This window comes from Paenibacillus motobuensis (assembly GCF_039521865.1).
GTDB classification, from domain to species: Bacteria; Bacillota; Bacilli; order Paenibacillales; family Paenibacillaceae; genus Fontibacillus; species Fontibacillus motobuensis.
Genome location: NZ_BAAACX010000018.1, coordinates 360,767 through 379,547, shown reverse-complemented (window position 1 = coordinate 379,547; position 18,781 = coordinate 360,767). Strand labels below are relative to the sequence as shown.

At 47.3% G+C, this 18,781-nt stretch carries 17 protein-coding genes; 8 read left to right on the top strand and 9 right to left on the bottom strand.

What is annotated here, in order from left to right; translation table 11 throughout:
- Window positions 1–69 precede the first annotated feature (69 nt).
- Genes ABD014_RS20985 through ABD014_RS20975 form a run of 3 tightly spaced genes read right to left on the bottom strand, consistent with a single transcriptional unit; the run spans window position 70 to window position 4,118 of the window.
- Window positions 70–1,743, bottom strand: a complete 1,674-nt coding sequence (locus ABD014_RS20985) for a S8 family serine peptidase (RefSeq protein ID WP_343864499.1) — start codon at window positions 1,741–1,743, stop codon at window positions 70–72.
- Window positions 1,727–3,871 carry a peptidase domain-containing ABC transporter gene (locus tag ABD014_RS20980; RefSeq protein ID WP_343864497.1) on the bottom strand — a complete coding sequence of 715 codons (2,145 nt, stop codon included), beginning with the start codon at window positions 3,869–3,871 and terminating at the stop codon, window positions 1,727–1,729. Before ABD014_RS20980 ends, ABD014_RS20985 begins: the two co-directional genes overlap by 17 nt.
- Window positions 3,864–4,118, bottom strand: coding sequence for a response regulator transcription factor (locus ABD014_RS20975; protein WP_379338353.1), 255 nt, complete (start codon window positions 4,116–4,118; stop codon window positions 3,864–3,866). The genes ABD014_RS20980 and ABD014_RS20975 overlap by 8 nt, the downstream gene beginning before the upstream one ends.
- Before the next feature lie 237 nt (window positions 4,119–4,355).
- Here ABD014_RS20975 and ABD014_RS20970 point away from each other — a divergent pair, with 237 nt between their 5' ends.
- The 4 genes from ABD014_RS20970 (at window position 4,356) to ABD014_RS20955 (ending at window position 9,477) form a co-directional block, all read left to right on the top strand.
- Window positions 4,356–4,544 (top strand): mersacidin family lantibiotic, encoded by a 189-nt coding sequence (locus ABD014_RS20970; RefSeq protein ID WP_343864494.1) that lies wholly within the window; start codon window positions 4,356–4,358, stop codon window positions 4,542–4,544.
- Window positions 4,545–4,589: 45 nt separating this feature from the next.
- A complete protein-coding gene (locus ABD014_RS20965; protein ID WP_068779519.1) occupies window positions 4,590–4,826 on the top strand; it encodes a mersacidin family lantibiotic in 237 nt (78 codons plus the stop codon).
- Between the two features lie 189 nt (window positions 4,827–5,015).
- Window positions 5,016–6,110: a site-2 protease family protein gene (locus ABD014_RS20960; RefSeq protein ID WP_343864491.1), complete on the top strand. Its 1,095-nt coding sequence runs from the start codon at window positions 5,016–5,018 to the stop codon at window positions 6,108–6,110.
- A 100-nt stretch (window positions 6,111–6,210) separates the two neighbouring features.
- Window positions 6,211–9,477, top strand: coding sequence for a type 2 lanthipeptide synthetase LanM family protein (locus tag ABD014_RS20955; RefSeq protein WP_343864489.1), 3,267 nt, complete (start codon window positions 6,211–6,213; stop codon window positions 9,475–9,477).
- Window positions 9,478–9,639: 162 nt separating this feature from the next.
- Here ABD014_RS20955 and nfsA read toward each other — a convergent pair whose 3' ends face one another.
- Window positions 9,640–10,383: an oxygen-insensitive NADPH nitroreductase gene (gene nfsA, locus ABD014_RS20950; protein WP_343864487.1), complete on the bottom strand. Its 744-nt coding sequence runs from the start codon at window positions 10,381–10,383 to the stop codon at window positions 9,640–9,642.
- 136 nt (window positions 10,384–10,519) lie between these two features.
- Window positions 10,520–11,191, bottom strand: coding sequence for a stalk domain-containing protein (locus ABD014_RS20945; protein ID WP_343864484.1), 672 nt, complete (start codon window positions 11,189–11,191; stop codon window positions 10,520–10,522).
- Window positions 11,192–11,406: 215 nt separating this feature from the next.
- On the opposite strand from ABD014_RS20945, the gene ABD014_RS20940 reads away from it, so the two are divergent.
- The 4 genes from ABD014_RS20940 (at window position 11,407) to ABD014_RS20925 (ending at window position 15,298) form a co-directional block, all read left to right on the top strand.
- Complete coding sequence (locus tag ABD014_RS20940) at window positions 11,407–12,261, top strand: SPFH domain-containing protein (RefSeq protein WP_379338364.1); 855 nt, start codon at window positions 11,407–11,409, stop codon at window positions 12,259–12,261.
- A gap of 17 nt (window positions 12,262–12,278) precedes the next feature.
- Entirely contained in the window at window positions 12,279–12,479 is a 201-nt protein-coding gene (locus tag ABD014_RS20935) for a type II toxin-antitoxin system antitoxin (RefSeq protein WP_068779514.1), read from the top strand.
- Complete coding sequence (locus tag ABD014_RS20930; protein ID WP_343864481.1) at window positions 12,460–13,068, top strand: hypothetical protein; 609 nt, start codon at window positions 12,460–12,462, stop codon at window positions 13,066–13,068. Before ABD014_RS20935 ends, ABD014_RS20930 begins: the two co-directional genes overlap by 20 nt.
- Window positions 13,069–13,231: 163 nt before the next feature.
- Window positions 13,232–15,298 (top strand): serine hydrolase domain-containing protein, encoded by a 2,067-nt coding sequence (locus tag ABD014_RS20925; RefSeq protein ID WP_343864553.1) that lies wholly within the window; start codon window positions 13,232–13,234, stop codon window positions 15,296–15,298.
- A 125-nt stretch (window positions 15,299–15,423) separates the two neighbouring features.
- Here ABD014_RS20925 and ABD014_RS20920 read toward each other — a convergent pair whose 3' ends face one another.
- The 4 genes from ABD014_RS20920 to qoxB form a co-directional block, all read right to left on the bottom strand.
- Window positions 15,424–15,771, bottom strand: coding sequence for a metal-sensitive transcriptional regulator (locus tag ABD014_RS20920; RefSeq protein ID WP_343864479.1), 348 nt, complete (start codon window positions 15,769–15,771; stop codon window positions 15,424–15,426).
- Window positions 15,772–15,953: 182 nt separating this feature from the next.
- Complete coding sequence (qoxD, locus tag ABD014_RS20915) at window positions 15,954–16,238, bottom strand: cytochrome aa3 quinol oxidase subunit IV (RefSeq protein WP_126995297.1); 285 nt, start codon at window positions 16,236–16,238, stop codon at window positions 15,954–15,956.
- 1 nt (window position 16,239) lies between these two features.
- The gene (qoxC, locus tag ABD014_RS20910) at window positions 16,240–16,836 is read right to left on the bottom strand and encodes a cytochrome aa3 quinol oxidase subunit III (RefSeq protein WP_068779510.1); all 597 of its coding nucleotides are present in this window, start codon (window positions 16,834–16,836) and stop codon (window positions 16,240–16,242) included.
- Window positions 16,833–18,776 (bottom strand): cytochrome aa3 quinol oxidase subunit I, encoded by a 1,944-nt coding sequence (gene qoxB, locus ABD014_RS20905; RefSeq protein ID WP_343864476.1) that lies wholly within the window; start codon window positions 18,774–18,776, stop codon window positions 16,833–16,835. The genes qoxC and qoxB overlap by 4 nt, the downstream gene beginning before the upstream one ends.
- Between the last annotated feature and the right edge of the window lie 5 nt (window positions 18,777–18,781).

The window sequence follows — 18,781 nt, the reverse complement described above, 5'->3', positions numbered from 1 at the left end:
TTTCTCAAGAATTAAGCATCTTACATTTTCCTCATCAAATACTCCGAAATACATCTCTTCAACCTCCCCCTATTTTCTCATGTATTTTTTTAGAGCCTCGTATACATTGACCACACCCACTCCGAAGTCCGTATCCGGACCTGTCGCTCCATAGTCTGTGGCACTGCGGAACAAGATCTGCTTGACATCCTCCGGACTCATTTGTCTGCCTTTTTCCCGTCCCTCCGCAATGAGCAGGGCTGCTGCTGCTGAAACTTTGGGAGCGGCAAGACTCGTGCCGATCATAAATTCGTAGCCTGCAGGCAATCCGACAAGCTGGCTAAGATACGACTGAGGCAGGTTAGTAGGATAAGTGGTGAGACACATACTTAATAGATTCAACTCTCCCTTGGTGAACCATGTGCTACCATAATCACCGGCTGGCGCGGCTATCATATTACGTAAGCCATAGTTCGAATAAAAAGCTCGTTCATGCTCCCGATTTGTCGCCGATACGGTGATGACACCAGGGAGACTACCCGGAGCATGGACGGCCAAATTCTTTCCCCAGCCCAAGTTTTCAGCCAATTGCAACGGGTTGCTAATATCCAGGCCATCCGTACCGGACGAAGCCACGACGACAACCCCATGCAGATAAGCATAAGCCAGAGCCCGTTCATAAGCGATTAAGATGGCTTGATCCTCACGTTTAATCAATGATTTATAAGTGCCTAGACTCAAATTAATGACATCCACTTTATCACGTACGGCTTGAATAATGGCCTCAATGACCCAGGAGCTGTCAGCTTCTCCCTCGTCAAACACTTTATATGCCGAAATTCCCAGGTTAGGTCCAACCCCCAAGAGCTGACCATTGGCAGCGATCGTGCCCGCAATCATCGTTCCATGCCCGAGACGATCTATGGTATCGTTGACACCAGGTACAAATGATCTCCCTTCGTTAACGATATTACCGCTTAAATCTGGATGCGAGGCATCAATCCCGCTATCTATGACCGCAACGACCACATTATGATTTCCGGATTGCATGGATAGGCTTTGCCCGTCTCCGGTTACCTCCTTAATATCCCACCCCCAGCTTTGATATAAGAGAGCACCTGTAGTAAGCGGCGATGAGCCCGCTACGCTGTCGGCTACCTCTTGACGGCGGGCACTTGGAAACTGCGTTACAGTTTTCTCTATATAGCTGTTCAAGTTCAGGATATTAAAGGTTTTTTTGCTAGCTATCCCGGCATCCTGCAAAGGGTCCGCAGCATGATCACTGATCATAATCTTAGGGTCCTCTCCCACCTCTTCAATATCAGAGGCAAAGGCCGCGGTCAGCGCTGCTTCCGCATCCAGGAGGCGGTCCAGCGAATAACCAGTCAATTTCAGCATGCTTACTTCAGGTAGCAGAGTAATCTCAATCTCCGGCCACTGCTGCAGCAATTCCTCCGGATATGCAGGCAATCTGCCTTCTTTAAACATAATTAGCCGGCTCTGCGGATCTCCCGATGTAATACCCTCGTCCCATCCCAGAGATTGCAGAGAGTGGTACGTGATATCTGTGACCGACATCGGAGAAATAATATTTCCGTATTTCTGCTCGGCCTTTGCACCATTCGTCTCCTCCATTACCGCTGCGAGTACGCCACTATTGCCTGGAGACGTTACCAGAAGCAGAACAACCGCCATTACAAACATAATCTTCCGTCTGCGGTTCCCTTTCTTATTTCCCACTTCCGACTTAAATTGCGAGTTCATGTTCTTTTTCCTCCTCACTCATATAAAGTTGATAATATAGCCCTTTTTTCGCTAAAAGCTGCTGATGTGTTCCCGTCTCGACGATCCTCCCCTCGCTCATTACAATAATCCGGTCGGCATTGATGACAGTACTTAGTCTATGGGCAACAACAAGCCGCGTACATTTCATAACCGACAACGCCCTATCGATCTCCGCCTGAGTTAGATTGTCGAGCGCACTGGTCGCCTCATCCAACAATAAAACCTGCGGACGGTTGACGAGCGCGCGCGCCAGAAGCAGGCGCTGTCTTTGTCCTCCAGACAAGCTTGTGCCGTTCTCGGAAACCACCGAAGCATAGCCAAGAGGTAGCTTCATAATTTCGTCATGTATATTGGCCATCATGGAGGCCTCTACAACTCGTTCCAAAGGAATATGTTCGTCCAGCATACGAACGTTCTCCTCGACTGTTCTTTGAAAGAGCCTCGTGTCCTGGAGAACAGAACCGATACATCGCCGTAATGAAGAAAGCTCCAATTCATCTATTAGCCGACCATCATAACGTATTTCTCCTTCGGTACAGCGATACAGTCCTAACAACAGCTTGATAAGTGTACTTTTTCCGGAACCGGAAGGACCAACAATGGCAACCTTCTCACCGGGTTCAATTTCAAGATTCACATTACATAGAACATCAGAGGAGAAGGGCGAATATCGGTAGGAGACGTTGTTCATCTCAATTCTCCCTTGCAAGCTCGTCACTGCTTCTCCCCCTTCCTGCTCCGGCTTTGCTTCGACGACATCCTGCATCCTTTGCAAGTATGATCCTACCGACAATAGCTGGGTATAAGCAGACCCGAGTGAAACAATAGGTATCATAAATGCGGCGGCCAGCGCATTGAATCCAAGCAGTCCCCCCAGGGTCATGTCTCCTTGAATAACTGCACCACTCCCTGCCCACAGCAACAGCAGCGGCAAAATGAATTGAATTCCAGTAGAAAAAGAATCCAATAGCGAAATCCAAATATTACGCTTCTGTGTTGTACGGAGTTGATTGCGGAACAAACGGCCCCAGGTGCCAAACAAATGGTTCTCAGCACCCAGTAGCTTAATGTCCGTTATACCGTAGATGCATTCCGCCAAGAAGCTCTGCGTCTTGCTCTGTTCGGTAATTTCGCGGCTGGCAAACTGCTGTGTCACCATCGTCGTAACAATCAAAATGCTGAATATCCCAATCCCCACCCCAATTACCATGCTTCCCAGCGAAACCGAGCTTGTGAACATTAGGACTGCATAGGAGATTAGTAAAATGAAATCAATTATGATGCTTACCATGCGGTTAGAGAGAATCTGCCTGATATACACATTGGCATTGGTACGGAAGAGCAGTTCGCCGCCTGTTCGCGATTCAAAGAAGGAATACGGTAGCCGGAACAGCTTGCCTATAAACGTCTCCATCATCAGCAAGTCCATGGCCGACTGCAATTTGGCTAGTAGCCAACCTCTTAGCATGGAGAACAATTCAAAGAATATGAACAACGAGAGTAATGCCACAGCGATGATGGATGCTTTATCTTGTGAGGAGTTAAGTAGTAGATGGTCCGTAGTGTAGGCTGTAAGCTTCGGAGCGATTAAGCCGAAGCTCTGTAGAGCGAGAGAGACGCCAAGAATATACAAAAGCCATTTGGGTTGCTTCAACGCGATTGTGAGAAAAAAACTCCACTTGCTTTTTGTCTTTCTCGGCTCCAGTGATTCGCCAGGGGCAAGGCAAAGAACGAATCCGCTGTACAGTCCCTGTGCCTCTTCCCTGCTGATTTTTTTGCGTCCAAAAGACGGGTCGACAATTGTCACGCTTCGTTTGCCTATGCGTTCAATAACAATGAAATGCTTCTCCTCCCAATGGGCAATCGCCGGTAGCGGTAAATTCAGAAGTTGCTCAAAATCAGTCTTGAAAGCTTTGCTTATCAAATTGTAGCCCGAACTGATATTGATTAATTGCAAGAGCGAACTTCCTCCCCTACTGATCCCGTACCGTTCACGGATCTCATGAAGGGAGACAAAAGTTCCATAATAGCCCAGCACCATGGCGATACACGCTATCCCGCATTCGGAATCCTCCATTTGTTCAATGAACGGTACTTTTCTATACATGAGTAAGTCTCCTGTTCATCCCCGCCATCTCAACCTCTAAAGCCGACTCTGGAGGGAATATCCATCCAAAATGGTAAGCCATGATCCCTATTTCGACCCGTGAAAATATCCCCCATTTATCTTTGATTCTAAAAACAATCTCACCAACTCTCCTACGGCTGATGTACAGCTTCTGTGCGATCTCGACATCCTTCATCCCCTGGGCAATCAGAATAGCCACTTCCTTTTCCTTTTCGCTTAAATGCATAGTAATCAGCTCTCCTTCCACAATTCATTTTTCAAGTTCCATATTAGTATCAACTGGTCCAGCTTGCACCGAAAATCCAGCTTCGGATTACCACAAATTATTGGCGGGGCAACATTGTGAAGCAGCGCAAAAAGCATATGGAAAATACTGCAATTTTGCGTAGTACACAACCGGCTTAATCGAAATTAAGATTAGAGACGTAAGGAGCAAAGCAAAACAAAGAGAGGAGGTTAACCTATGAATCGTCAAGCTGCTCTACTCTCCTTGGATATGGAGAACCCTGCAGGCAAGGCACTAATAGAACTAAGCAACGAGGAATTGAAGCGCGTCCATGGCGGTGCCGATGTTCAGCCTGAGACAACACCATTGTGCGGTTTTTTTGTAGGTGTCGGTATCGGTGTCATTCTGTCTGTCGTCAAATGCTAGTCTAATTGTTCAAAATTCAAACTAAAAAAATTGGAGGTATTTCAAATGAAAAGAGAAGACGTATTATCCGCTTTTAATCAGGTTCATCCTTCCGGTGAGGCTCTAGTAGAGCTCAGCCATTCTGAATTATCCCGCGTATACGGCGGAGCTGACGTACAACCTGAGACAACTCCGATCTGTGCGGTTGCCGCAACGGTTGCCGCATCTTCCGCAACTTGCGCAGCGGTAGGCGGAGGCATTGCAGTAGGGGTAACCATCGTATTGACGATCAAAAGCTGTTAATGTTGAAAATACCATTTATAAACACATATTCCTTAATTTGTACAGCCGAAATGCGGCTGTACACTTTGTGTTCCCAACATTAATAGAATTTGAATATATAGGGTCTTATGGGTTTGTATCCCTAATTAAAAGAATATATTATTGAGATATCCCAACCTACCGCAAATAATCAAGAAAGCAGGTGTTTCCATGAATATAAAGAGGCTTCTGAGACCACTGCCGTTCTTTCTCATATTAATCCTGATTGGTGTTCTCACGGTCCTTTTGTTCCCAGCATCCGGAAAAGCAATTACCCTTGCAGCCCTCATTTTCTCAGCCTTTCTATTTGCGGTTCTCGCTCACGAGTCAGGACATTTGCTGATAGGTACCTTAGCAGGGCTGAAGCCCGAAGAGATGGTTGTCGGTCCGATTATGATCGTCTTTACGGGAGGCTCTATCCGCTTGCGACCAAACAACAGCTGGTTGCGCTTTGGTGGAACGATGCGTTTTACGGCCTGCTCTGCAGATCTGAATGCAATGGCCCGAAGGTGGTCCTGGATGGCTCTTGGCGGACCTGCGGCAAGTTTAATCACCGCACTGCTTATTCTGATCCTCCCCCCTTTCTGGCCACTATTCAAGGAACTATTATTATGGATCAGCCTTACTCTCGGAGCAGCCACGATCTTCCCCTTATCGAACGGGTCTAGTCATTCTGACGGAAAGCTATTTTTGCTTCTGCACAAGAGGTCGGCAAGAGCCCATTTATTGATGGCCGGGGTTATACTCCAGAAGGACTATCTATCTGAACGGCAACCCGCCGAATGGAACTCAGAAATCATTAACGCAGCCGCCCAGTTGCTGAAGGGTTTGCCGGAACGTACGCCGGAGCAGCTTGCTGAGGAGATTGAGCTGCGAATGTATCTATACCTTCACTATGCCGACAAAGGGCAACCTGAGGAAGCGTTAAAATATATTCGACCTGTCTGTTTAACTAAACATCCTTATCCTGCCATTTCAGTGTCCCGAATTATGATAGATAGCTTATACGCCGGTCATCTCCTGCTGTATCCTCCGCAAGACACACGGTCCTGCGAGGAAGCCGAGGCGCTTGTAAAATCTTTGCCAAACAACGAGCCCTACAGCTATCACAAAGCTTGGGCAGCTCTGTTGTCTGTACAGGGTAACAAAGAGGAAGCTATGGAGCACTTATCCCAAGCTCGAATCCTGCTTGACCGCTGGTTCAGGCCGTTCGGAACCTACCGTCTCGAGCGGAACATATTGTCGCAAATTGAAAATCAACTGTAGCAGTCCCTTCTTTTACTCTCGTAAAAAGCGCTATTTTGCGAAGTACCGACCTCAAAGCGGCAGTGCTAACATTAAGGCATTAAGAATTTCGGGAGGGATTATGATGCCATCATTAATAGATAAAACCGCCAAAGGTGAACTGAACGAACGAAACGCCCCGTCCCTTTTTCTCAAGGAACGGGAAGCCCTGCTTGGCCTTCATTTCAAGCCTCATGACGAAGCTATGGAAATGAAGTCTAACGAAATCGAACGTTGGAGAAAGGACGCACTTCTCTTGGATGACAAACAGTTCCGCAGCAGGCTGGCCGCGGAACTGTGGACAGAGGAAAGATTCGGCGAAGTAATTTCAGCCGTAATGGACTCGCAGCAGCTTCCGGCAGACCTACCTGAAAACCGTTATTACAATTGGGTGGGCTTACCTGAATTACAAGAAGCTTTGCGATTGAATCGCGCTATTCCCCCGCAGGAACCTGCCAACCTGAAGCTCCTCTCTGCCTTTCGTCCCTTTTTGCTCTGGGCTGCACAGAGATGGGACCAGGCCATCGCAATGAACCAAAAGGTCGAACAATTCGTGGATACCGAGGCAGTACGGGAAAAACTACTCAATGAACTGGCCGACTGCCTGCTGCAGTGCGGTGCTCGAACGCTGGTCCTAGAACTGCATGTAGCGAAGAAATTGGAGGAATTGGAGGGAGACACCCCGGAAGAGAGATTTCAAAGCTTCGTAAAACAAAAATTATGTGACATCGATGGATTGGAATTCATTTTTAGCGAATACCCTATGCTTGCTCGGATCCTGATGATTCGAACTCGTTTTATCGTTGAGGCCGTACTGGAAGCAGTAACACGCTTCTCAAACGACTATGATGAAATCATAACCACCTTAGCACTCCCGCAAGGCATACACAGGCTACAAACCTTTTCGGCCGGTATGGGTGACGCACACCAACAAGGACGTTCCGTTATGCGTATGCACCTGGATTCCGGTAATGTATTAATGTATAAACCAAAGCCTCTCGGGGCCTCCCTTCATTTCAGCAAGCTTCTGTCGTGGCTGAACAACAAGGGGTTTTCCCCTGCCTTTAAACCGCTTCATGTACTGGATAAAGGCACTTATGGCTGGGAGGAATATGTGAATCCAGAAAGCTGCAGCACAGTTTCTGAGGTCGCGCTCTTTTATCAGCGCCTAGGGGGATTACTCGCTATTTTATACAGTTTGCGCGGTACGGATTTTCATATGGAAAATGTAATTGCTAAAGGTGAACATCCGGTCCCTATTGATTTGGAGACCTTATTTCATAATGCACCCGCACTGAATTTCCCGGATACTGCCGATGTAGAGGCCAAGAAAAAAGTTGTTGATTCCGTAATCGGCACCGGATTATTACCGCTCCTGCTTTATCAGAACGAGGAAGGCTTCGGCATCGAAATGAGCGGTATGGGAGGAGCAAGTGAACAACCGCTGCCATTCCCAGTATTACAAGTAGAGAACGAGGATACAGATGAAATGCGGTTCGTACGTAAAACAAGGTGTTCCAGCCCTTCCAGCAACAGACCTATGTTAAACGGACAGGACACTAATGCCAGCAACTATGTGGACGACATTGTACTCGGATTCCGGAAGGTTTGTTCTATTCTGCGCCAGAATCTTGCACAGCTTTTGGATGAATCCAAAGGTCCGTTGGTCCCTTTCAAGAATGATCCCATCCGGATCATTCTCAGACCGACCCAGTTCTACGCCAATTTTCTGATGGAAGCCAACCATCCCAATTACACTAAAGATGCGATTGAACGGGAGAAGCTGCTCGATCGTCTCTGGTATACGGTTTTGGATGAACGAGCGATTACTTCCGAACGGGAGGATCTGCTCCTAGGGGATATTCCTTATTTTATAACGACCCCTACTTCCCGAGATTTGTTCGATAGTCGGGGCAAGATCATTCCGGACTTCTTCCCGGAGACTAGCTATGATCTGGCCATACAGAGACTTACCGCATTGGATGAGGCAGAAGAAGAACGCCAGACTGGCTGGATCATTTCCTCCATCCTCGGTTCGGCGGAGTGGAACACCCCGAATTCTGCATGCTGTTCTTCCGATAATTCTACTTGCTTCATTAATGAAGCTGAGACGGCTTCCTCTAGTACTCAAGCGGAGAACTCGGCAGACGAGTATATCAAGCAAGCGACTGAGATCGGAGACTATCTGCTGGAGCAGGCCATCTTCAGCAAAAGCCGCTCGGACGCCACATGGATCGGTGTAGGAATGAACTATCGGGGACAATGGAACGTATCCGCGATGAAAGGGGGATTATATGACGGTACTGCAGGTCCTGCGCTTTTTTTGGCATATCTCGGAAAAATTACAGGAGAACAGGCCTATACGGAAACTGCTCGCCTTGCCATGCAAACCTCCCTGGCTTCGCTTCCCTATCATGCCAATTTCAGCTCCGCCTTTTATGGTCAGGCCTCCGTTCTTTATGTGTTATCCCAGTTCATCGGAATCGAGGCTGCCGATCCTTCGTGGAAAGATATCCAGACTCATCTTGTCGATCATCTAGGTACCATCGTTGAAAATGATCATTGCTATGACCTGCTCGGTGGCGCAGCTGGAGTTATTCTCGTACTGCTTCAGGTCTATAAGAAATTCAAGATTGAGCAGGCACTGGCTGTCGCCATAGATTATGGAAAACACCTTATGTCTCAGTCCATTCAGACTAAAGGCGGCGTGGCTTGGCCGTCGCTTCTTCAGACACGAAAACCCTTAGGGGGCTTTGCACATGGAACTGCCGGTATTGCCTTGGCTCTGCAATCGTTATGGGAAGAATCCGGAAGAGTGGAATTCCATGAGCATGCAGAGAAAGCTTTAGCCTTTGAGCGCTCCTTGTACTCGAACAAGCAGGGAAACTGGGCCGATCTGCGTAAAGATGGACCCGAAGCCTACCATGCTAAATATTGGTGTCACGGTTCTGCCGGAATTGGCTTGGGAAGAGTTCTTATGTATGATATGCCGGATATGGATAAACCTGCATTGCTTGCTGAAATTGAAGCTGCCACCGATACCACACTGAAAGGTGGAATCGGTGCAAGTCATTGTCTCTGCCATGGAGATATGGGGAATAGTGAGCTGCTTCTTCAGTTTGGAAGAAAGCTCGGACGCCCGGAACATATTGAGAAGGCTTATTCTCTAGCCAATCAAGTGATTAGTGAGAAGAAAAAAGCAGGATCATTCCGAACTGGAATTCCCCGCGGATTGAAAACACCCGGATTCTTTCTTGGTTACTCAGGTATCGGTTACCAGTTATTACGATTATTTAATCCAGAGTTAGTCCCTTCTGTACTATCTCTGGAAATCCATCCAGAAATATGATCATGCGCAAATCATTAAATATTTTGAAGGTTTTAAAATGTAATTATAAAGAGAAGTCGGTATTTCGACTTCTCTTCTATATTGCCAATAGCCGGAACAGCCTATTCTGTTCATTTTCTATGGGCGCTTGCTCGTTCCTCTTCTGCCCTTCTCCTCTTCTGCTCAATCCAGCTTAAATCCACGCTGCCCTAGAAACTCCTTCATATGAAGACGCGACGGTGTCGTTAGCTTCTCCGCCATAAGTCTGGACCACGGTGTAGCCTTGGCCCCTCCAGTACGATCGCGCAAATACTCACTCATAATCTCATCATACTTAGCAATCTGCTTCTCACTCTCAGCACTGTCATATTCCTCCCAGTGCAGTACCGCCGACTGAGGCAGTCTCGGGCGCAGACCCGGACTCTGCTCCGGGTAGCCCAGGCACATGCCGAATACCGGATAGGCCAGCTTTGGCAAATGGAGCAGTTCAGTCACATGCTGGCTGTGATTGCGGATTCCCCCGATATAGACGATGCCAAGACCGAGCGATTCGGCAGCGATGGCTGCATTTTGCGCCGCCAGAGCAGCATCGACTGTAGCCACAATGAAATTCTCTGTCGCTCCTTCATATGATTTTGAATCCGGTAAATGATGCTGGGCAGCATTTTTCAGTCGGGACAAATCCGCACACCATACCAGAAAGACAGGGCATTCCACAATGTAAGCTTGATTGCCGCTGAGCTGCGACAGCTTCTGCTTGCGCTCTGGATCCGTGACAGCTACTACACTGTAACCTTGTACATTGCTGGAGGACGAAGCCATTTGTGCCGCAGCAATGATCTGCTCGACAACCTCGCGGGACACCGGCTTGTCCGCATATTTGCGGATCGAGCGATGCGCCATTAACAACTTGATGGTCTCATTCATGCGTATATCTCTCCTCTATGATGTTTATTTCTATATCATGCTTCAGGGTCCATTGCTTTATATACTAACTCTCCTTAAATAAGAAAAACCAGCCTGAACGGATCACGTGTCGGACTGGTCTATCAAAATAAAAAGCTTATTTATAATACGACGTTGTTAATGGAACAAACATAGCTCCATTATTGAGTACATCGGCATAAATAAACAACTCATTAACGCCTGCGATATCTACCTCGATGGTCTTAAGACCGTCGCTCACTGCAACTTTCTCAGTCTTCAGCTTCACATTGTTTTCACTGTCTTCAATGAAAAAGTTATCGATATCTTCTCCAACGGCTGCCACTTGCAGAACCAGCTTCTGATATTTCCCCTTCGGGAATAGCATAAAGCTACTGCTGCGTTTGCCGCTAGCATTATCGAAATAAGCTTCCTTGTAGTCCTTACCTTGGTAGGTCGTCTCTTTCGGGTCCTTCGTATAATACATGTTCTCAAAGCCTTTGGCGATCGCTACGCCCTCCGCCTTCTCACCCAATTCGACCGTATATGTCTCCGGGTTATAGGATACTGCGACTCCCACAATATCAGCGACTGCACGGACAGGAAGATATGTCGTTCCGTTATAGGTAAGCGGGAGAACTGCATTCCCCTTTTCATCCCGTGGCTGTACAAATGTTCCATTGTACTTGAGTTGAATGCTGCTGTTCAGGTAGGCTTTGACCTCCTGCAGTTTTGCACCTGCATATACACCAGTTCCGGCTGTCAGCATCAGCGCTGCCACCATGGTACTAATCATCCATTTCTTCCTCAACAGTTCCTCTCCCCTTCTATAAATGGATTACTGCACATTTATATAGAGAATATAAAATATTAATTTCCTAAATTCAAGCTACCCATTAACTAAAACAGGATGTGATTCGCCCATCTTTAGTACTATTTTCACAATATCAATTTACAATATATCCTAAAAGTGATATCATATGAATATCAAATAAATATTAAATGAATATTAAGGAGTGCTTCGCTATGCTGAAGGAAAAACAATTGTCTTATCTGAACGGATTTGTTGCGCTGCTATTCTTCATCGCCTTTGCAGGCGCTGGAGTATATCTGTTTACCATTGCTACGCCCCTTCCAATCATTCTGGGCGCTATCTCTTGCGTAATCGCCTTTGTAATCCTCACTGGGCTTACGATCGTGCAGCCAAACCAGGCCGCTGTCGTAACCTTCTTCGGTAAATATCTTGGCGTGATCCGCAATAGCGGGTTCTATATGGTAACTCCATTCTCCACCCGAAAGAAAGTATCACTGCGTGTGCGCAACTTCAACAGCGCTAGGTTGAAGGTCAATGATGTTAACGGGAACCCGATTGAAATTGCCACTGTTGTTGTATTCTCGGTAATTGATTCCGCCAAAGCGCTTTTCGAAGTCGATGAATACGAAACCTTCGTGGAAATTCAGAGCGAAACTGCTCTTCGACACGTAGCTAGCAAATATCCTTATGATCAGTTGGATGGCAGTGGCTTCTCCTTGCGCGGAAATACAGAGGAAATTGCTCAGGAACTGACTAATGAGTTGCAAAACAGATTAGCTATAGCAGGTGTCAAAGTCATCGAGTCTCGCTTGACACATTTGGCCTACTCTACGGAAATCGCCAGTGCCATGCTGCAGCGCCAGCAGGCTGATGCTATTCTCTCCGCTCGTGAGAAAATCGTTGACGGAGCCGTTACGATGGTACAAATGGCGATCCAGCGCCTGCAGGATGAGAGCGTCGTTGAACTGGATGATGAGCGTAAAGCTGCTATGATCAATAACCTGCTTGTCGCGGTCGTATCAGACCGTTCCGCCCAACCTATCATTAATACGAGCAGTCTGTATTAATTGGAGCCCCATTCACGATGGCTAAGAAGAAGAGCTTCCCGCTGCGCCTGGACCCCGTCGTATATGAAGCTTTGGAACGCTGGGCGGCTGACGAATTCCGAAGCGTGAATGGTCATATTGAATATGTACTACGCGAGGCCCTACGGAAGGAAGGGCGCTTGCCCTCACCCCAAATGCGTGTCAAGGAGGCCTTGGAAAATGACGCGGACCAAGATTAAGTCTACTAAGCCTTGGTGGGAATCAAAATCAAAGTTCCTGATGCAGGAGTATGCGAATAAATACGAAGCGACTTTTGTAGAGGCGACCTTCAAGAATTGGAAATACACCGGACGCCATGTCCTGATTCGGCTACCGCATGGACGGGGACAAATGTATCTCACAGTTACCGATTCCAACTCCAACGGATCTAATACAAACAGCGGCCAAGTAATCGGAATCAAGTATAAGTACAAGCCGAGAAGAAAGCTTGAATATTTGCTGAGCCCGGTCAAAAACCCTCTACTTCTAATCCTTCATGGGAATTTACGGCAGGTCACCCTGCCGAATCCCCTCAGCAAGTCGTTCCATGCTGGGGCCTCTCACCCCAGTATGTTAAGAGCTATTCTGAAGCATGAGGGTATAGCGGACTTACTGGAGGAACATAAGGGCGCCCGTCTCAAGGCGCGCGTCAAAGAGCATGAAGCCCAGCTTACCTTCTCGGAGACGAATAAGAAAGCCGATGTAGAGTTCCTCCGTGGATGTGTCCAGATCATGGAGTCGTTTGTCGAAGCCATGTATGAGCAAGGCATTGTCCGCGAGGTAAAATAGAAGTTGAAGAAGCGGATGCTATCGTACCACTGCATCCGCCCTCTATTTAATGAAACCTTTGAACACATACACCGTAAAAATATGTTAGACAGAATGACTTTTACACCTTTAGTAGTGGGATTCTGGATACGATTACATTGGGGAGGTAAGAACGAAGATGAGAATGAAGAAGCGCCTATCACTTTTAGTGATGGCAGCCCTGTTGCTGACATTGCTCGTGCCAGCTGGAGCTTTTGCCGCCGAAAACAGCCCTTCTTACGAGGCGACCAAGCAATTGGCAGCGCAAAAGGCCGATTTGCTGACGAAGAATTATGGTACGTACAGCTTGCAATACGCACTCATTGATCAAGGTAAGATTGTAGTATCCGGGCAATCCGGTATCAATCATGTGTCTGACAATACCCCGTTAACAGCTGATTCCATGTATGGCATTGGCTCCACTAGCAAAATGTTCACAACCGTTGCTGTTATGAAGCTTGTCGATGAAGGGAAAATAGATTTGGATCAGTCTCTGACCACCTATATTCCTGATTTCAAAATGAAAGACGAGCGCTATAAAAAAATTACTCCGCGTATGCTGTTGAATCATTCCTCTGGCTTAAGCGGATCTACATTCGTCAGTGGCTTTTTGTTCGATGATAATGATACATCTGGATATGACAATTTGCTGAAGCGGCTAGAAGTACAGCGGCTGAAGGCTGATCCAGGTGCATTCTCGGTTTATTGCAACGACGGCTTCACTCTAGCAGAAATATTGGTAGAGAGAGTCAGCGGCTTGGACTTCACAGACTTCATACATAAATTTATTACAGAGCCGCTTGGTATGAAAAATACAAAAACTCCGCAAGATGATGTGAATACTGCCCAGCTAGCTGGCGTTTATTCTCCTGCCTATCAAGGAGAGCTACCGCGGGATACAGTTAATTTCATTGGAGCCGGTGGTATTTACTCTACGGCTGAAGACCTTGCCCGCTTCTCGCAAATCTTCACAGGCAACGCTAGCGGTCTCCTGTCGGAGAAATCAGTAGCTGCTACGGCCAAGCCAGAGTATAAGAACGGGTTGTGGCCGAAAGAAGCAGATAGTTCGATCGCATACGGATTAGGCTGGGATAGTGTCAATTTATTCCCGTTCAACGACTACGGAATCCAAGCGCTCACGAAAGGTGGGGACACCCTCCTATCTCACGCTTCTCTAGTAGTACTGCCTGAGCAGAAGTTGTCTGTGGCGGTTCTCTCTTCAGGTGGTTCAGGTTCATTAGATCAAATTATGGCGAATCAGATCCTGTTAAGTGCAATGCAGGAGAAAGGTATCATTAAGGAACTGAAGCCTGCCAAGTCATTTGGTGTACCTGTAAAGGTCAATATGCCGGCGGAGATATCGACAAATGCAGGAATCTACGGCACAGCAGGTCAGTTGATCAAGCTGGATATTAGCAAGGATGGCGAGTTGTCCTTAAGCTCGCTTGCGATTCCTGAAGCTCCGGTTCAGAAATTTACTTATACAGCAGATGGCTCATTCGTCAGTGAGGACGGCAGCACGAAGCTTAACTTAGTCACAGAAGATAACGGACGTACTTACTTATGGGTAAGAGCCTACTCAGCAATTCCAGGCCTTGGCCAAATGGCTATGTCCGAATATCAGGCGGAGAAGCTCGAGCCTAACGAATTGTCCAAGGATGTTGCTAAGGCATGGGAAGCGCGTGAAGGTAAGACCTATTTTCTCGTAAGTGAAAAATATACATCGCAGGCCTACTTCATGCAGCCTCCTATCGCATATATTGCAACACTTAAAGATATGCCAGGATACTTAATGGCAAATAAGATTACAGGTGCCAATGAAGCTCTGAATTTGTTAAACATTCCGACATTGATGGGCAGAGACACGAGTGATCTCATCTTCTTCACAGATGACGGTGTAGAATATTTGGAGGCTGCCGGAAGCCTATTTGTTAGTCAGGACAATGTCACTCCACTCTATATAGGTAAGAAGTCGAAGACGAAAATTCAAGAGAATGGTCAAGCGAGATGGTACACCATTCCGGAGAAATCAGTAGGCAAGACACTATCGGTTAATATGCCGAAAGCAGGTTCCTTCGCGGTCTACGATGCCAATGGAACATGTGTAAATTTCACTGTAGTCAGCGGTGTGAATGAAGTAGTACTGCCTGCGAATGGTTTCATCGCCTTTATTGGCGACCCAGGATCACAGTTTGAAATCTCGTTAAAATAAAGAGGTTGTTGTTCTGAAAGTCTGACTTTTTAAACTCGCACATAAACGATAAGCCCCACCAGTTCAATACGAACCTGTGGGGCTTTATCGTTCTACATACCAGTATGGGGTATATATTCCACGCATTATTTCATCAATTTATTCACGGTGACCAACAGTTCATCAACTACATCCATCTCACCGGCCTGAATCCGCTCAATCACGCAACTCTTCATATGACCCTCTAAGAGCAGCTTACCGACACTATTCAGTGCTGATTGAACCGCTGCGATCTGATTCAAAACATCATCACAATACGTATCCTTCTCGATCATACCTTTAATGCCGCGAATCTGACCTTCAATCCGGTTCAAGCGGCTCGTCAAATTGCTCTTCACGGTTTCGGAATGATGGCTATGACGGACATGGCCCTCGCCCTCACCGCCGCAGCACTCATCAGTCGCGCCATGCTTCTTATCTTCTTGTTCCGCCATGTTATCACCTCACTATTTTGACCCTTTACATCATATTATCGCAATCCAGGCAACCTTTCAATCGGTTACAGGCATTCGATGCTCCTGCCAATCCGTCGATACAAAAAGTCACCCCATACCTTCATTACAGAAGATACGGGGTGATTCTGGTTACTAGACCAAAGCGAACGCCTCGTCTAACTTTATTGATATCCCCAGATCATGGTGAATAGCGTACCGAAGACGGTCACAAGCCCAACGAATAAGGCATAAGCAATGTTGGTATACAGTGAAGTCTTGGATCCGGTCTCGCCGATATGCATGAACATGAACAGTTGGACGCCCATCTGGATCGCCGCACAGACAAGCAGGATCGTCATACCGACAGCCAGTGGCATATCCCATAGAATGACGGACAGAGCGACGACCGAAAGGATCAGCGAGAACACATATCCCATGACATGGTGGACAGGGAATAATTTTTTCATGTCACATCATTCCTTTCAGATATACGAAGCTGAAGATAAAGATCCAGACAACGTCAAGGAAGTGCCAATAGAGCGAGAAAATAAATGATTTATTCGCTGTATCAAGCGTGAAGCCCTCGCGTTTGATCTGTATCATAATGCCTGCTCCCCATAGCAAGCCCAAGGTTACGTGGGCACCGTGCGTACCAAGCAGAACGAACAGACTGGACATGAAGGCGCTCGTTGAAATCGTTGCTCCTTCATTAACATAGGTCACGAACTCGGTAATTTCTACCCCAAGGAAGATCAGACCAAGTACTAAAGTGATGAAGAAAAAGACCATTGCTGCCTTTTGCATCCCGTGACGCATACTGTTGATCATCAGACCGATCGTGAAGCTGCTTGTGAGCAACACGAAGGTCTCGATCAGAACCGGACCGATCTCGAATATTTCTTTACCACTCGGGCCGTTGCCGGTCCGATTCCAGAGTGTGAAATAGACGGCGAACAGCGTCGAGAACAATACGATTTCCGCGCCAAGGAACAGCCAAAAACCGAAAATCCGATTACTATTCTCTTCTGAACGGTATTCCAAAGGCAAAGAGTTATCTAACTTCATGCCTGTTCACCCCGCAATCTAGCTTCCGTTTCTTCAATTTCACGAACCGGGATATGATGCCCGTGATCGCGTTCGAACGAACGAACTGCCAACATTACAATTACACCGAGCCCTCCGATGATCGCCGGAATCCACCAGCTGAATACCATAGCGAATCCGAAGAAGAAGAAGATCGCTCCTAGTATAACTGGTTGGCCGCTGTTATTCGGCATATGAATCTCTTCATACTTGCCTTTATAGAGCTGATGTCCGCCCTTCTTATGCTCCCAGAACGGGTCACGGTCACGAACAGTAGGAACAATGGCGAAGTTGTAATCTGGAATTGGACTAAGCGTGCTCCATTCAAGCGTACGTGCGTTCCAAGGATCGCCCGTCGTCTCTCTAGGTGCATAGCGGAAGCTCCAGTAAATGTTATAAACCAGAATAATAAATCCAATCGCCAAGCCAAAGGCGCCGATCGTTGCGATCATATTGAGCGGGCCGAAGCCTGTATCCGCCGAATAAGTATACATCCGGCGCGTCATGCCTTTGAGTCCAAGGAAGAACAACGGCAAGAACGTTACGTTAAAGCTGATAGCAATAACCCAGAATGCAAGTTTACCTTGACGCTCGTTCAGGCGGAATCCGAACAATTTCGGGAACCAGTAATAGAAACCAGCGATAACGGCAAATACTGTACCTGGAATCAATACATAGTGGAAGTGAGCAACCAGGAACATCGTATTATGGTACTGATAGTCGGCACTTGCCATTGCGAGCATGACACCGGTAACCCCACCGATCGTAAAGATCGGAATGAACGCAAGTGAGTACAACATCGGTGTCGTAAACTCAATCTTCCCTTTATGAAGCGTAAGCAGCCAGTTGAATATCTTCACCCCGGTCGGAACGGCGATTAACATCGTTGTAATCGAGAATACGCCATTGACCATAGCCCCATGACCCATCGTGTAGAAATGGTGAGCCCATACGAGAAAAGACAGAAGCGAAATAACGACCATACTCCCTACCATCGAGGAATAGCCATAGAGGTTCTTCCGGGAGAAGGTAGAAATCACTTCGCTGAAAATACCGAACGCCGGTAAAATAACGATATATACCTCCGGATGCCCCCATACCCAGAACAGGTTGGCCCAGAGCATATCCATCCCGCCGTTCGCCATTGTAAAGAATTGTGAACCGAACAATCGATCAAACATCATAAGTGCAAGCGCTACGGTAAGAACCGGGAACGCGAACAGAATAATAACGGAAGTGATCAATATAGACCAGGTAAACATCGGCATCTTCATCAGCGTCATGCCAGGCGCACGCATCTTCAGAATCGTGGCGATGAAGTTAACGCCCGTCATCAACGTACCAATCCCAGCAATCTGAATCGCTATCGAATAGTAGTTCATACCCACCGATGGACTGAACTCATTGCTCGCGAGCGGGAAGTAACCGGTCCATCCTGCATCCGGTGAACCCCCGATAACGAAGGAAATGTTAAACAGCATCGCTCCCGCGAAGAATAGCCAGAAGCTGACCGCATTCAGTCTCGGGAAGGCAACGTCGCGCGCACCGATTTGCAGCGGTACAACCACGTTCATCAGACCGATAATGAACGGCATTGCCATGAACAGAATCATGATGACCCCGTGGGTCGTAAATATCTCATTATAGTGCTGTGCATCAAGAATCCCGTTCTCTGGCATCGCGAGCTGAGAACGCATGAGCAGCGCATCAACGCCGCCGCGGAACAACATCAAGAGCGCACTGATAATATACATGATACCGATTCGCTTATGGTCAACCGTTGTCAGCCACTCGCGCCACAGGTAGCCCCATTTTTTAAAATAGGTCAAGCCGATGACAATGGCCAAGGATGCGACTACGATACTGACCATCGCACCATAAATCATCGGTTCGCCAGTGACGAAAAATTCGTCCCATTTCATGTCAA

Coding starts and splice junctions, on each gene's coding strand:
- ABD014_RS20985 (WP_343864499.1), bottom strand. CDS start 1,743: ATGAACTCGCAATTTAAGTCGGAAGTGGGAAATAAGAAAGGGAACCGC.
- ABD014_RS20980 (WP_343864497.1), bottom strand. CDS start 3,871: ATGTATAGAAAAGTACCGTTCATTGAACAAATGGAGGATTCCGAATGC.
- ABD014_RS20975 (WP_379338353.1), bottom strand. CDS start 4,118: ATGCATTTAAGCGAAAAGGAAAAGGAAGTGGCTATTCTGATTGCCCAG.
- ABD014_RS20970 (WP_343864494.1), top strand. CDS start 4,356: ATGAATCGTCAAGCTGCTCTACTCTCCTTGGATATGGAGAACCCTGCA.
- ABD014_RS20965 (WP_068779519.1), top strand. CDS start 4,590: ATGAAAAGAGAAGACGTATTATCCGCTTTTAATCAGGTTCATCCTTCC.
- ABD014_RS20960 (WP_343864491.1), top strand. CDS start 5,016: ATGAATATAAAGAGGCTTCTGAGACCACTGCCGTTCTTTCTCATATTA.
- ABD014_RS20955 (WP_343864489.1), top strand. CDS start 6,211: ATGATGCCATCATTAATAGATAAAACCGCCAAAGGTGAACTGAACGAA.
- nfsA (WP_343864487.1), bottom strand. CDS start 10,383: ATGAATGAGACCATCAAGTTGTTAATGGCGCATCGCTCGATCCGCAAA.
- ABD014_RS20940 (WP_379338364.1), top strand. CDS start 11,407: ATGCTGAAGGAAAAACAATTGTCTTATCTGAACGGATTTGTTGCGCTG.
- ABD014_RS20935 (WP_068779514.1), top strand. CDS start 12,279: ATGGCTAAGAAGAAGAGCTTCCCGCTGCGCCTGGACCCCGTCGTATAT.
- ABD014_RS20930 (WP_343864481.1), top strand. CDS start 12,460: ATGACGCGGACCAAGATTAAGTCTACTAAGCCTTGGTGGGAATCAAAA.
- ABD014_RS20925 (WP_343864553.1), top strand. CDS start 13,232: ATGAAGAAGCGCCTATCACTTTTAGTGATGGCAGCCCTGTTGCTGACA.
- ABD014_RS20920 (WP_343864479.1), bottom strand. CDS start 15,771: ATGGCGGAACAAGAAGATAAGAAGCATGGCGCGACTGATGAGTGCTGC.
- qoxD (WP_126995297.1), bottom strand. CDS start 16,238: ATGAAAAAATTATTCCCTGTCCACCATGTCATGGGATATGTGTTCTCG.
- qoxC (WP_068779510.1), bottom strand. CDS start 16,836: ATGAAGTTAGATAACTCTTTGCCTTTGGAATACCGTTCAGAAGAGAAT.
- qoxB (WP_343864476.1), bottom strand. CDS start 18,776: ATGAAATGGGACGAATTTTTCGTCACTGGCGAACCGATGATTTATGGT.